General features: G+C 47.9%; 10 protein-coding genes. 4 read left to right on the top strand and 6 right to left on the bottom strand.

Features of this window, described 5'->3' with window-relative positions; genetic code table 11:
* Positions 1-70 precede the first annotated feature (70 nt).
* The 3 genes from BIT28_RS15810 to metG all read right to left on the bottom strand — a co-directional run bounded on the left by BIT28_RS15810 (position 71) and on the right by metG (position 5,051).
* On the bottom strand, positions 71-940 hold the full coding sequence (locus BIT28_RS15810; protein WP_245823713.1) for a hypothetical protein: 870 nt from the start codon (positions 938-940) through the stop codon (positions 71-73).
* Between the two features lie 246 nt (positions 941-1,186).
* Complete coding sequence (locus tag BIT28_RS15805; RefSeq protein WP_075765384.1) at positions 1,187-2,509, bottom strand: dicarboxylate/amino acid:cation symporter; 1,323 nt, start codon at positions 2,507-2,509, stop codon at positions 1,187-1,189.
* Between the two features lie 490 nt (positions 2,510-2,999).
* Complete coding sequence (gene metG, locus BIT28_RS15800; protein ID WP_075765382.1) at positions 3,000-5,051, bottom strand: methionine--tRNA ligase; 2,052 nt, start codon at positions 5,049-5,051, stop codon at positions 3,000-3,002.
* A 181-nt stretch (positions 5,052-5,232) separates the two neighbouring features.
* Here metG and apbC point away from each other — a divergent pair, with 181 nt between their 5' ends.
* The 3 genes from apbC to BIT28_RS15785 all read left to right on the top strand — a co-directional run bounded on the left by apbC (position 5,233) and on the right by BIT28_RS15785 (position 9,568).
* Positions 5,233-6,309 carry an iron-sulfur cluster carrier protein ApbC gene (gene apbC, locus BIT28_RS15795; RefSeq protein WP_075765424.1) on the top strand — a complete coding sequence of 359 codons (1,077 nt, stop codon included), beginning with the start codon at positions 5,233-5,235 and terminating at the stop codon, positions 6,307-6,309.
* Positions 6,310-6,514: 205 nt separating this feature from the next.
* On the top strand, positions 6,515-7,159 hold the full coding sequence (gene udk / locus BIT28_RS15790; RefSeq protein WP_075765379.1) for a uridine kinase: 645 nt from the start codon (positions 6,515-6,517) through the stop codon (positions 7,157-7,159).
* A 237-nt stretch (positions 7,160-7,396) separates the two neighbouring features.
* Positions 7,397-9,568 carry an AsmA family protein gene (locus BIT28_RS15785; RefSeq protein ID WP_075765377.1) on the top strand — a complete coding sequence of 724 codons (2,172 nt, stop codon included), beginning with the start codon at positions 7,397-7,399 and terminating at the stop codon, positions 9,566-9,568.
* A 102-nt stretch (positions 9,569-9,670) separates the two neighbouring features.
* Here the strand turns inward: BIT28_RS15785 and BIT28_RS15780 are convergent, their stop codons facing one another.
* Positions 9,671-10,123, bottom strand: coding sequence for a CBS domain-containing protein (locus BIT28_RS15780; RefSeq protein ID WP_075765375.1), 453 nt, complete (start codon positions 10,121-10,123; stop codon positions 9,671-9,673).
* A 233-nt stretch (positions 10,124-10,356) separates the two neighbouring features.
* On the opposite strand from BIT28_RS15780, the gene BIT28_RS15775 reads away from it, so the two are divergent.
* Positions 10,357-11,397, top strand: a complete 1,041-nt coding sequence (locus BIT28_RS15775) for a metal-dependent hydrolase (protein WP_075765373.1) — start codon at positions 10,357-10,359, stop codon at positions 11,395-11,397.
* Positions 11,398-11,467: 70 nt separating this feature from the next.
* Here the strand turns inward: BIT28_RS15775 and BIT28_RS15770 are convergent, their stop codons facing one another.
* Together BIT28_RS15770 and BIT28_RS15765 are read right to left on the bottom strand one after the other, a co-directional pair.
* Positions 11,468-12,151, bottom strand: coding sequence for a response regulator (locus BIT28_RS15770; RefSeq protein ID WP_245823711.1), 684 nt, complete (start codon positions 12,149-12,151; stop codon positions 11,468-11,470).
* Positions 12,141-13,811 (bottom strand): ATP-binding protein, encoded by a 1,671-nt coding sequence (locus BIT28_RS15765; RefSeq protein WP_245823710.1) that lies wholly within the window; start codon positions 13,809-13,811, stop codon positions 12,141-12,143. Before BIT28_RS15765 ends, BIT28_RS15770 begins: the two co-directional genes overlap by 11 nt.
* Positions 13,812-14,226: the final 415 nt, after the last annotated feature.

Below are 14,226 nucleotides of genomic sequence, written 5' to 3'. Positions count from 1 at the left end.
ATTCGGAACCGCCGTATGCGACCCACGCTTGTACGGTGGTGTGAGAGGACGGAGGCCGCGAGGCCTCCTCCTACTCGATTGAACTGTTAGCAGCCTGAACTGGCTTAGGCAGCTTGACTACATTGCTGGCATCGACAGGGAGTTCGGGAAGCCTGATCGAGACTTCTTTGCCGATATCACCGAGAACCAGATCGAATAGGTTGAAGATTGTCTCAGAGACCTGCAGAGAAAAATGATAAAGCTGCTCTTTGACCAGACCCGGATCCGGGTTGTCCAGGTCAATCTTGTCGAACTGATCAAACAGTGCCTCAATAATAAGTGGTGGAGCAGGGTTGCTGCTTCTAACTGTCATCTGGCCGAGACGCCGGCGCAGGATCTGGGTATGTAAACCGAGTTCGCGCTTTATCGCCGTACTGTTCGGATGATAGCTGTGAGTAGTGTGGCGAAAACGGCTCAGACTGTCGATAGCATTGAGAGTGACAGGCCAGGTCGACTGGTATTGTTGGAAGACATGTTCTTTGTCAGCAGCCAGCAGGCTCTGGGTGATGGTGTCATCAATCAGGTACAGGACATGACGGATGGCCTTGCCGTGAACAGCCTGATTTCGCTGTAAAGAATACCTTGGCCACTCGTCCAGTAATGATGTAATGCGCTTCATTAATATTCGGTACATGGGTTTTTGGGAGTGCTCAGCCTGGCTGATCAGAGAGCGAAGCAGGCCTTGAATCGCCAGTGATTCGTTTAAAGGTTGCTCCTTTCCAAGGAAACTGCCGCTGGTATTCAGCAACTGGTGGGTCTGTCGACGGTGAAAGCGTAGCAGGTGAATAAGCTGGCGTAGGCCGATCACCTGGTTAAAGCGGTTTTGCAGCAGTGAATTGCTCTGCCTTACATGGTAGGTGTAATAGCCGAGACTAAGCACAACTCCAATAATCAATGACATGATAAGCATTTTCCCTCCAGCATCAATGGTGCTTCATAGAGGGAATAACGCAATAAGTGTGCCGTTGAGTAAGCTGTCTACCTAGCTTATTTATTTATATTTATCAGCAACTTACCGTTTGATTGTTTATCAAGCTCACAACCTTGGGCATTGATGGGGCAAGTATGTATCCTGATGGTGCAAAAAAGCCCCTTGCGGGGCTTTTAATGGGATTTGCTATTTTGCCGCTATAGACAGCGTTGACTGTTAGTCGAAGCTGGCTGTTTTGGCTTGTGGGTGAAGATGGACTTCTTCATCTTTCTCGCCTGCTGCCGGGTCATTGAATCGATTAACATCGAGCTCACCTTCAGACTTGGCCACAATACAGGTTACCGCACTGTCACCAGTGATGTTGACTGCAGTACGGATCATATCAAGTAGTCGGTCGACACCCATGATAATCGCGATACCTTCAACTGGCAGGCCTACCTGGCTCAGTACCATTGCCAGCATGATCAGGCCAACACCCGGAACACCGGCTGTACCGATAGAGGCAAGTGTTGCCGTAACGATAACTGCCATGTAGTCACCCATCGTCAGATCGATATTGAAAGCCTGAGCAATGAACGCTGTCGCAACACCCTGCATGATTGCAGTACCATCCATGTTGATGGTTGCGCCTAGTGGTACAGTAAATGAAGCGATACGGTTTGAAGCACCGAGACGCTTGGTTGCTGTTTCCATCGTTACAGGAATGGTTGCGTTTGACGAAGCCGTGGAGAAGGCAAACATGATTGCATCTTCCATCTTTTTCAAGAATGTCTTCGGGCTCAAACCAGTGAACACCTTCAACATTGTGCTGTATACAACCAGGCCGTGAATCAACAGGGTACAAGTCAGTACCACGAAGTAGCCAAACAGGTTGTAGATGGCATCAAGGCCGATTCCTGTGAACAGTTTCGCCATCAGGAAGAAGACACCGAAAGGCGCAATGTGCATCAGCAGTGCAACCAGCTTCATGATGACTTCGTTAAGATCGGCAAAGACAGCAGCAATGCGCTCACCTGGCTTGCCGGCAGCACTAATGGCAATACCGAACAGAATAGCAAATACGATAATTTGCAGTGTGTTGCCTTGGGCCATTGAGTTGATTGGGTTCGTCGGGAACATTCCGATGATGACATCACCCAATGAAGGGGCTTCTTTGGCTGCAAACGTTGTTGCGGCAGAAAGATCGGCACCGGCTCCCGGTTGGAACAGGTTACCCATGGTCAGTGCAAGGGTGATGGCAATCGCCGTTGTTGTTAGATAGAACAACAAGGTTTTGCCCCCGAGGCGACCTAGCGTGCTGATATCGTTCAGCGTACTGGTACCACAAACCAAAGAAACAAATACTAAAGGTACAACCAGCATTTTTAAGCTAGCAATGAAGATCGCACCACCAACGTCAAACAGGCCATTCACTAGATATTCGTGTACAAATGAAGTCTCAGCAAAAAGGGAGCGAATAGCGAATCCTGTCAAGATGCCCAGCAGCATGCCGAGAATTACTCGACCAGTCAGGGACATTTTCTTTTTTTGTGTTGGCATGAAATGAACACTCCTTATAATTATTCACTCTGTAAATCATTCACCAGAGCGCGGAGCAGGTTAACAGCAGTTTAGGTGTTAAAGCGAAGTAAAATGCTGTGCAAAATTCAAAGGTATGTTTCAGATCACACTTTCTGATGCAGAATGGTATTCCGAAAACATTAAATTTAACCAAATATTAACCTATCGGTTGATATATATACAGTTTTTGTGCTGCTTCATCGGTAATAGCGAATTTCCGTGGCGTTTATACCGAATAAAAGCGAAATTTATCGTCATGATAAAAATAGTCGTTAACATCTGCTTTTGCCGAGAAAATATCCTATGAAGCTGTCTGCTGTTTGGTAGGTAATGATAAGGTTAATAAATTTAGAATATCTACAGATAATCAGTGATTTGGAAACAATTAGCCAGTGGTTACCGACCATTGCTCGCGGAATAAAAAAAGGAGCCGAAGCTCCTTTATTATTGCGTTAATTGTGCATAAAAATTACATCACACGCATACCAGGCTGCGCACCTTCGTGTGGTTCTAGGATCCAAAGGTCTTCACCACCAGGGCCCGCTGCCAGTACCATACCTTCAGACATGCCGAACTTCATCTTACGCGGCTTGAGGTTGGCCACCATTACAGTGTGCTTGCCAATTAGGTCTTCAGGGCTGTAGGCCGACTTGATACCTGCGAATACTTGGCGAGTCTCGCCACCTAGGTCTAGCTCAAGCTTAAGTAGCTTGTTGGCTTTAGGCACAGATTCGCAAGACACGATTTTCGCAATGCGAAGATCCACTTTAGCAAAGTCATCGAACTCGATTTCGTCTGCGATTGGTTCTTTACTTAGCTCAGTTTCTGTCTTCGCCGCTTCTGCTTTTTCTTTAGCTGCCATTTCTGCTGCGGCATCTTCTCTTGAAGATTCAACCATAGCTTCAACTTTCTTGGCATCTATGCGGTTGAATAGCGCCTTGAACTTAGTCACTTCGTGGCCAGTCAGCGGCTGGGCAATACCTTCCCAGGTCAGGGTCTCGTTCAGGAAGCCCTCTGTGCGCTCAGCAAGCTGAGGCATGACTGGCTTCAGGTAGGTCATCAGAACGCGGAACAGGTTAATGCCGACAGAACAGATTTCCTGCAGCTCCTGATCCTTGCCTTCTTGCTTGGCAACAACCCATGGGGCTTTTTCGTCAACGTACTGGTTCGCTTTGTCTGCCAGTGCCGTAATTTCGCGGATTGCACGGCTGTATTCACGGTTCTCGTAAAGCTCAGCAATGCGATCAGAGGCGGCAACAAACTCGGCATATAGCTCAGGCTCGGCAAAACTGTCTGACAGCTTGCCTTCGAAGCGCTTGGCAATGAAGCCGGCATTACGTGATGCCAGGTTGACAATCTTGTTCACGACATCGCTGTTTACACGCTGGGTGAAATCTTCGAGGTTAAGGTCAAGATCGTCGATACGGTTATTCAGCTTGGCCGCGTAGTAGTAACGCAGGTATTCTGGGTCCAGGTGCTGCAGATAAGTACCTGCTTTAATAAAGGTACCTTTCGACTTCGACATCTTCGCGCCGTTTACAGTAACGTAGCCGTGAACGAAGACATTGTTTGGTTTGCGCAGACCGGCACCGTCAAGCATGGCTGGCCAGAACAGGCTGTGGAAGTAGACAATATCTTTACCGATGAAGTGGTACAGCTCGGTTGAGCTGTCCTTGTTCCAGAACTCGTCGAAGTTCAGGTCGTCACGCTTGTCACACAGGTTCTTGAATGAGCCCATGTAGCCGATTGGTGCATCCAGCCACACGTAGAAGTACTTGCCTGTTTCACCCGGGATCTCGAAGCCGAAGTACGGCGCATCACGCGAGATATCCCATTGCTGAAGGCCAGACTCGAACCATTCTTGCATCTTGTTGGCGGTTTCGTCCTGCAGTGCGCCTGATTTGGTCCACTCTTGCAGCATTCCTTCGAACTGAGGTAGGTCAAAGAAGAAGTGCTCGGAATCCTTCATTACCGGCGTCGCGCCGGAAACAGCAGATTTTGGTTCGATAAGATCCGTCGGGCTGTAAGTTTCGCCACAGTTGTCACAGTTATCGCCGTACTGGTCTTCTGCCTTACATTTCGGGCAGGTTCCTTTTACGAAGCGATCTGGCAGGAACATTTCCTTTTCAGGATCGAATAGCTGAGAGATGGTACGGCTGGTAATAAAGCCTTTCTCTTTTAGCTGAGTGTAAACGAACGACGCCAGCTCACGGTTCTCGTCGGAATGTGTGCTGTGGTAGTTGTCAAAGCTAATATCGAAGCCAGCAAAGTCGGCCTGGTGCTCTTTGCTCACTTCGGCAATCATCTGCTCAGGTTCCATACCCATCTGCTGGGCCTTAAGCATGATTGGAGTGCCGTGTGCATCGTCTGCACAGATGAAATGAACTTCGTTGCCGCGAAGGCGCTGATAGCGCACCCAGATATCCGCTTGCACATGCTCAAGCATGTGTCCCAAGTGGATCGAACCGTTAGCGTACGGTAGGGCGCAGGTCACCAGAATTTTTCTTGGATTTGCAGCCATAATTACTTATTTCGCTCATGATGGGTAAAAAAATATAGCCTCAAATAGTACCTGATGGACAGCGTATTGCCTAGCGTCATCCAGTGATAATCACGCTAAATAGCGGCGATAAATAGGCTTTGGTGGTACGATGGATGTGAACAACCATAATGGAGCGCTAAAAACGATGAGTAGTGATTCAATGATCCGATTTGAGAGTGTGGCTGATATCTGCCGTTGGCTGAATCAGTTCGAGCATCCATGGCTGCATCATGAGTGGGCCGACACGCCAGATGTTGTGTCGGTATCGGCTCAGGGCGTTGTGTCGATCACGCTGCCGTTTGCCGCCAACTCGGTGATAGAGCTGCTAGAGCATTGGATTATTACCCAGCAGCAGCTTCATCATGTTGCCCAGAGTATGACGTTTGCCGTAACGACCCGGGTTGCGCCTCTGGCAACCGGCGAGAAGACACCGCTGCGTGGGGTAAAGAATATTATTGTGGTCAGCTCGGCCAAAGGCGGAGTGGGTAAATCAACAACCGCGGTTAACCTGGCATTGGGGCTGGAGAAGCAAGGTGCAAAAGTGGGCTTGCTCGATGCCGATATCTACGGTCCGTCGGTGCCTATGATGCTGGGAACCGTGGATGAGAAGCCACAATCCCCTGACGGAAAGATGATGTTGCCGATAGAGTCGTGTGGATTGTTTACCAATTCGGTGGGCTACCTGGTGCCGGCTGACAGCGCGACGATTTGGCGCGGACCTATGGCTTCCAAGGCGCTGACCCAGATTATTACCGAAACCTGGTGGCCGGACCTGGACTACCTGGTCGTCGATATGCCACCGGGCACCGGCGATATCCAGCTTACGCTGGCCCAGCAGATCCCGGTGACCGGCGCCGTGGTGATTACAACACCGCAGGATTTGGCGTTGGCCGATGCCATCAAGGGGATCAACATGTTTGAGAAGGTCAACGTGCCAGTGGTCGGTGTCGTTGAAAACATGAGCTACCACATTTGCAGTAACTGTGGCCACCATGAACCGATTTTCGGTACCGGTGGCGCCGAGCGTATGGCGAAAGACTATTCTGTTCCTTTGTTGGCGCAGTTGCCGCTGCATATCAAGATCCGTGAAGATATCGACAGCGGCAAGCCGACGGTTGCCTCGTCGCCAGACTCGGAGCAGGCTGCGGCTTATATTGACTTGGCGGGGCAGGTGGCCAGCCGCTTGTTCTGGCAGGGCAAGCCGATTGCTGAGCAGATTACAATACGCACAATGTAATCCTTTTCTTGCAACAATTATGTAAACTTTGTAGTTAATCGTGCCGGATGTCGCATTTTTGCTGGCATCTGGCCGCACAAATCCATATAATCAGGCGGTTTATTTATACCTATTCGCACAATTATCTGGTTTACGATGTAAAAGCAGATAGTTGTTTAAATGAGTATTTCCACCTCGCTACGTTGTCTTACAGGTGCTTTCTGATATGTCTGAAAACTCACACCAATGCGTCATTATCGGTATCGCAGGCGCTTCTGCGTCCGGTAAAAGTCTGATTGCCAGCACAGTTTATAAAGAGCTGAAAGAAAAAGTCGGCGATCATCAGATCGGTGTTATCACGGAAGATTGTTACTATAACGATCAAAGTCACCTGACCATGGAAGAGCGGGTCAAGACCAATTACGATCACCCGAATGCCTTGGATCATGACTTGCTTTGTGATCATTTGCAGATGCTGGTTGAAGGTAATGCGGTAGAAGTTCCGCAGTATAGTTACAGCGAGCACACTCGCATGGTAGAAACCACGCCGATGACACCTAAGAAGGTGATCATTCTGGAAGGTATCTTGTTGCTGACCGATCCGCGTCTGCGCGAAATCATGCATGCGAGTGTCTTTATGGATACACCGCTTGATATCTGTCTGCTACGTCGTCTTCAGCGTGATGTTGCTGAACGTGACCGTACGATGGAATCGGTACTTGAGCAGTATCAAAAGACGGTACGCCCTATGTTCATGCAGTTTATTGAACCGTCTAAACAGTACGCCGATATTATCGTTCCTCGCGGTGGTAAAAACCGCATTGCCATCGACGTGCTTAAGGCACATATTGCTCGATTGCTGAAATCGTAGCATTGGCAATGAGGCTGGCACTGCTTGCCTTGATTGGAAATGACAATATTTGATAGGCAGCCTTAACGGCTGCCTATTTTTTTGCTCTAATAACAGATAATTAAAAACTAATACATCTATTTGCTGTCGTACACCCAAGTTACTTCAAATGACTGCTTGGATATATCAGGAACGGACTCTGGATATACCCACAGGCTTGTAACCCTATTCAGTGTGGACGGATAACACGAGGACACGATGAAAAAGCTTTTGTATGCCGTACTGGCAATTGTAGTTGTTATCGTTGTGGGGATCGGTGCATTGTTGGCACTGGTTGACCCTAATCAGTTTAAGCCATTGATCACCGAGCAGGTGAAGAAGGCGACAGGGCGTGATCTGGTGATCAGCGGTGATATCGGATGGCGTTTTTTTCCGAGCATAGGTTTTACCCTGGGTCAGACCGAGTTTCGCAACCCGCAAGGCTTTGCCGAGCCCAACTTGGTTCAGCTGGGCAGTGCCGAGCTGTCGGTATCCGTTGTCCCGCTTTTCTCCCGTCATCTTGAGATAGGCCATGTCAGCTTGCAAGATGGTCGTGTCTTTATTCAGACACGCAAGGATGGTGTGAGTAACATTGATGGGCTCGGACAGCCTGCGCCCCAGGATCAGCAGTTGGAGACTACGGCAAGCCAGCCAACGACAGCACCCGAGACAGGCACAGCTTCTGAGCCTGCTCCATCATCTCAGGATGCCGCACAGCCATGGACCATCAGCCTTGAAGGTGTCGAGCTTGTCAATGCCAGTGCTGAGATTCGTGATGAGCAGGCTGGTACTTTTACCTCAATCAGTGCGTTGAACCTTACCCTGAACCGTTTTGCGCCTGGAGAATGGACTCAGCTCGATTTTGATGTGGCGGGACAAAATGGCGAGCTGGCCTTTACCGCCAACGGTGCTACTGAGCTATTTATCGTGCCGGCGCTGAATAATGCCGAGCTGAAGAATCTGCAGTTGGCCGCTACAGCTAAAGATCCGGTTAATGATATTCAGTCACTGAGCCTGGTTGTGGACAAATTTAAAGCCGGTGACTGGTCGGCAGTGACATTTGCGGCCAAAGGCGAAGTGCCTGATTTGGTATTTGATGCCAAGGGCGAGACACGCCTGAAGTTAAGCGAGGCCTTTGATTTGCTTCAGCTGCAGGCGTTGGTTCTGGAGTCCGGCTTGAAAGGAGCGGCATTACCTCGCCCTGAGATGACTGTAAAGCTCAATGCTGATGCGGAATATGACGTTAGCAAGGGCATGGCAACCCTGTCGCAGTTTAAGGCAGGTGTTGATGAGATCAGTGTCAATGGTGAAGGCTCGTTTAAGGCGGCTGACATTCCGGTTATCCGTTTTGCGATTAACAGCGACAACATTGACCTTGATAGTTTCCTCGGTCTAGATAAGAAAGAAGCAACGCAGAAAACCAGTGATGAAGGTGCGGGAACGACCACTGGCGGTTCCATGTCGGAGACTGCTCCTGCTGCAGACAAGAACAAAGAGCCGGATCTGTCGGCATTGAAAGGGCTGGATGTTGCCGGTACCGTCAAGCTGGGCAAATTCAAAGCAGCGAATGCCAAGTTGGCCAACGTGCTGGTGGATATGAAAGTTGCCAAAGGCGTCCTAAAGCTCAAGCAGTTCCATGCTGATCTGTATGACGGCAGTATTACAATGCAGGCGACCCTGAATGCTAACGGTAAACTACCTACGTACAAGGTGACGAACCAGATCCGTGGTGTTCAGGTTCAGCCGTTGATGATTGATGTTGCCGACAACGATGTACTGGCGGGTAAGGGTGATATCACGATGAGCCTTGCGGGCACCGGATTGGCCGAAAATCGTATCCGCAAAAATATAGCCGGTACGGTCGATATTAATTTTGCCGACGGAGCGGTTTACGGGGTGAATGTGCCTGAGATGATCCGTGAAGCCAAGGCGAAATTGAAAGGCAAACGAGCCGAGTATGTTAAAGAAGAAAGAAAGACCGACTTTTCGGCAATGGTAGCAACCATTAAGCTGGGCTCGGGCAAGGCTTCGACTACGAATTTGGATCTGGATTCTCCGCTGCTGCGTATAGCGGGTAAAGGCCATACCAATCTTGTCAGCGAAGCAATCGACTTCAAGGTGAATACTTCGGTTGTTGCGACCAGCAAAGGTCAGGGCGGCAAGCAGGTGGACGAAGTGGCTGATCTGACAGTGCCGATAGATGTCAAAGGTAACTGGACCGAGCCTAAGTTTTCGATGGATCTGGCAGGTCTGCTGAAGCAGAACAATGAGCTGGAGAAAAAGGCACAGAAAGAAGTCGAGCGCGGGCTTGAGAAGCTACTTGGCGACAAGGCCAAAGATGACGAGGTGAAAAAAGTGGCCGATAAGCTATTAAAAGGGCTGTTTAACTAATCGATCTCTAGCTTGACTCTCGTGTGAAACTGAAAGGCTTGCCATTTTGGCAAGCCTTTTTCTTGTGACCCTCAGATTCTTTTGCCCGCGTTCTTCTAAGCGTCAGGCCAGACTTCTGTTTTTCTTGTTCGACTTTTGTGTTTCCAGGGTATTTTGGAAGGCTTTGAGTAGGTCTACGGCTGACAGAATGCCGACCAAATCACCTGTTTTATCCAGAACAGGTGCAGCACCCACATGGTAGTCGAGCAGGGTACCGACCGCTTTGGTCAGTGTGTCATAGGTACGAACGTGCACTATATCTCTGATCATGACATCACCGATATGCAGATCGTCGGTCAGGTCGTATTCGTGACCGATATCCGGTGATTCATCAACCCAGCCCGGACGGCGTAGCTCGCGGTCACTGACAATGCCTATCAGCTCGCCTGCTTCATTCGTTACCGGTAAATGGCGGATCGCTTCGTCGCGCATCAAAAAAAAGGCTTCGCGAAGGCCGGCCTCTGGCTGAATGGTGATAACTTTGCGTGTCATGTATTCAGAAACTTTTGTTGGCATATACATCTTCCCTTTGTCAGAGTGAATTGATGTTGCCTGATTTAAAGTAGCGAATTCAATGGTGCTGAACTGCGACCAAACCCATAGTTTTACTTTTGTTTACTTTACTTGTTATACGCACTTTGCCCTTTGGTGACTATTTTTGATAAGGTGTGCCGAATTAGCTGAGAATAACGGCCAGATAAAAAACGATATATACCCATATAAATAACCTGGCTGAAAAGGAGAAAAAGTTGGATTCAGTGACTCAAGCCGCATTAGGTGCCGCTGTTGCGGGTTTGGTGGCAGGAAAGAAGTGTTCGCCCAAAGTACTTTTGGCCGGTGCCGCTCTTGGCACCCTGCCTGATTTGGATGTGCTGATGAACTATGGTGATCCAGTATCAGATATGGTGAAGCACAGGGGTTTCAGCCACTCGATTTTTGTTCTGCTACCGTTCTCGTTGTTACTGGCGTGGTGCTGGCAGAAGTTGCGGCCAACTCAGTTTGGCTTTACGCAACTGTGGCTATTGATTGCAGCGTGTCTTATTACTCATCCGTTGTTGGACGCCTTTACCTCGTACGGCACTCAGCTGCTGTGGCCTCTGCCGGTCAGTGTCGCGGTGTCCAGCATCTTTATTATCGATCCCCTCTATACAGTGCCGCTTCTTGTGATGGTTGGTGCCAGTCTGTTGTGGCGAAGGAATATGGCAAGGTTGTGCGGTATCGGCCTGGCAATATCGAGCCTGTACCTTGGCTGGTCGGTTATCGCGCTTAATATTGTCGAGGGGCGAGTACAAGACCAATTAGCCAATACGCCGATGGCGGACAAGCCTGTTTTTATCGCACCGACGCCTATTAATACCGTACTGTGGCGTGTTGTGGTGTTAGATGGCGATACCTACTGGGAAGGGTTAACGTCTTTGATGGACGAAGATAAAACTATCGATTTTATTGCCAAGGATCGCGGCCACTGGACACTGGACGAGAAACCACAGCACCTGGTTATGCTGGAAGACTTTACCAGCCAGTTTGTAAAATACGAGCAGGTAGGTGAGAGCCTGACGGCTACAGATTTGCGACTGGGAATGGTGGAATACCTGCCGTTCAAGTTTGTCTTTGCCAAATTGGATAGTGACGGAGCATGGTCTTCGGCCCTTCCTGTACAGTTGGAAAGCCCTAATGTAAGGCCTAAGCATCTGCCGGCACTGTGGCTACGTCTGCTTGGTAATCAAGATATTGATGCCAATTTGTGTCATGCCAAGGAGTGCCCTAAACCTGTTGAATCAGATGTGTAGTGCTAAGCAGAAAAACAATTTCTAGATGTGTTGTAAGCCCGGTTCAAGCCGGGCTTATTGGTATACCCAGTTACTCGACCATCTGGTACAAACGGCGAGGGCGACCGCCAGTTTTGTAGTTCAGAACTAATCGGATCATGCCTTCCGACTCTAAAAACTCCAGATAACGCCTTGCCGTAATGCGGCTGACATTCATGCGCTTGCCAATATCATCGGCAGAAAAGTCGTGTGGTTTATCCGCATGCAAAATTGCCTGTAATGAGGCAAGCGTTGTTGCATCAATCCCTTTCGGTGTCTGGCGTAATTGCTTTGCTGGCGTTTTACGGAATATCTGGTCGATATCACCTTGATCAACGGTTGCAGCGCGCGCTAGTTTTTGTTTGTACTGTTTATAGTCGTCAAGGGCTTGGTTGACCCGAGACATGCGGATCGGCTTGACCAAATAATCACTCACACCAAGCTGAACGGCTTTTTCAACCGTTGCGGTTTCTCGTTCGGCAGTGGTCATAATGAAATCACAATCTGCGTTTTGCTCGCGCAGTTGGCGAATAACATCAATACCATTGCCATCGGGCAGCGTGATATCGACAAAAATTAGTGTTGGTTTGAATGCCCCGTATTGCAACAATGCATCTGCACAGCTTTCGCTAGCTGCAACCACCGTGAAGTTTGGGTGTTGATTGATGGTTGATTCGAGGGTATAGCTGGCTCGACTATCATCTTCAATAATCATTACAGTAGTTTTAGTCATCATTAGCGACTTCATTTTTATCTAAGTAAATACTGAATAGCGTTGTGTGTTGCTCAGTGCGTTCCCAATCAATACTTCCATGAAAGTAATCGACCAGCTGCTTGACCAAGTATAAGCCAATACCGCTCTGTTCATCGTCGAGCTTAGAGCTTACACCGAACTCTAAAATGTGATCGGTAATATCTTCGGGCACGCCTGCTCCGCTGTCTTGAACTTCTAAAATGATGTGATTACTACGATCGCTCAGATACACATGTACTTCAGGTTCAGCATTCTCTCTGTTTTGCCATGATGCGAGTAAGGCATTATCGATCAGGTTACCTACCATTGTGACGAGTTTTTCTGAGATATTCTTCTCGTAACTCGACAAATTTGTATCCATATCGATCGTGAATTTCACACCCGTTTCTGACGCTTTATTAAATTTAGCGAGTAACAAACCGGCAACGGCACTATCTGTTACCGACATGACAATATTGTGAATTATAGATTGGTAACGGTCGGTTTCTTGTTGAATAAAGTCAACGGCTTCATCGTACTTACCGATTTGTAGCATGCCCGAGAGTACATTGAGCTTATTGGAATACTCATGTGTTTTACTGCGGAGCAATTCGGCATAACTGTTCAAGGACGTGACTTCGCGTTCAAGCTCAGTTGGATCAAGATTTGTGAAAAATACGACGACATGCCCCTGCGAGCCTCTCGGGGTGTTGATCGGATAAACATTGGCTCTGTAGCTTAATTTGCCAATATTGAATTCCTCTTGATGGAATGCTCCTTGATTTGCGAGAACCAAATGACTTAAAGATTTGGAATAACGCGATAAAGAGTGGTTCACATAGTCATAGCGATCCAGTACCCCCATAGAAAGCATCTTAATTGCGCTGTTATTGATGGTGGTAATTTTCATGTTGTTATCAACCGCAACAATAGCGTCACGAATACTATCGAGTACCATCTCATGTTCGCGGAATTTGTTCACGATAAATTCTGGCTCATAGTCCAAGAATGTACGTTTCATCTTGAACATGAACGCGCCTGTAATGCCAATACCAAGCAAATAGACCACGCCGATAAGCATGCCAATATGACCATATTGTTTAAAAAAAATATCGGTTGTTTTTTCATATAAATATCCGATACAGACTGCACCAATGACTTCGCCATCTAAAAGAACAGGCGAAAAATTACGGATAGCTTTGCCAAGTGATCCAGATGCCACACTACTGAATTCATCACCTTGTTCTATTGCGGGTTTAATGTCGTTACCGATAAAATACTTACCGACTTTATCTGGTGTGGGGTGGCTCAAACGAATGGTTTCTTTATCAACGACCACGATATAGGAAGCATCGGTACGCGCTCTAATATCTTCCACATAATCTTGTAAATCGTATTTCTGCTGCTTATTTTGGGCATCAACCGCCTTAATGACCATAGGATCATGTGCAACCACGCGAGCAAGCTCTAGCCCTCGCGCCTGAATGCCTTCCTGATACGAATTTTGTAGTAAAAAATAGATGGCGGTGGTTACGATGATAACAAGAAAAGAGGTAGCTGCAACGATGGTTAAGATCAGATAACTCTTAAGTTTCATGATAGTTCTTAGAATAGCAATATTAGTAACGGGGACAGTATATACCCAAACCACTTCAAGATGCATGATTCAGAGCTTCCTCTGGGAATTCAATTCAAGCAAAATGTGTGTAGGAATGGCGCTCCCTTTCAAGCACATTTATAACTGCTTATCTGCTGGAATTAATATGTGCCTGGATCAGAAATAATGAATCGACCGTTTTTCCGTCAGAGCCTCTTCTATACCTCCTCACCCAACCATCACTTACAAAAGTTACAAAAGCCTAAAATAGTTACATTAGCAAGGTACTCAATCTTCCGGTCGGCAAGTGTTGGTAGACTACAAAAAAACATAATGATCCTACTAAAGTGGTAGGGCATATTCACCAATGAGCTTAATAAAGCAGCATTGAAAAACATTCCAGCCATTCTTGGTAGTAGCATGTGCGCTCCTCTATGCCTGAAATTCCTTACTGGTGTAGCAGGTAAAATCGCGCGTTACA

Origin of the sequence: Photobacterium proteolyticum (assembly GCF_001939735.1) — a bacterium.
Lineage (GTDB): Bacteria > Pseudomonadota > Gammaproteobacteria > Enterobacterales > Vibrionaceae > Photobacterium > Photobacterium proteolyticum.
This window is presented reverse-complemented; position numbering and strand designations above follow the sequence as displayed.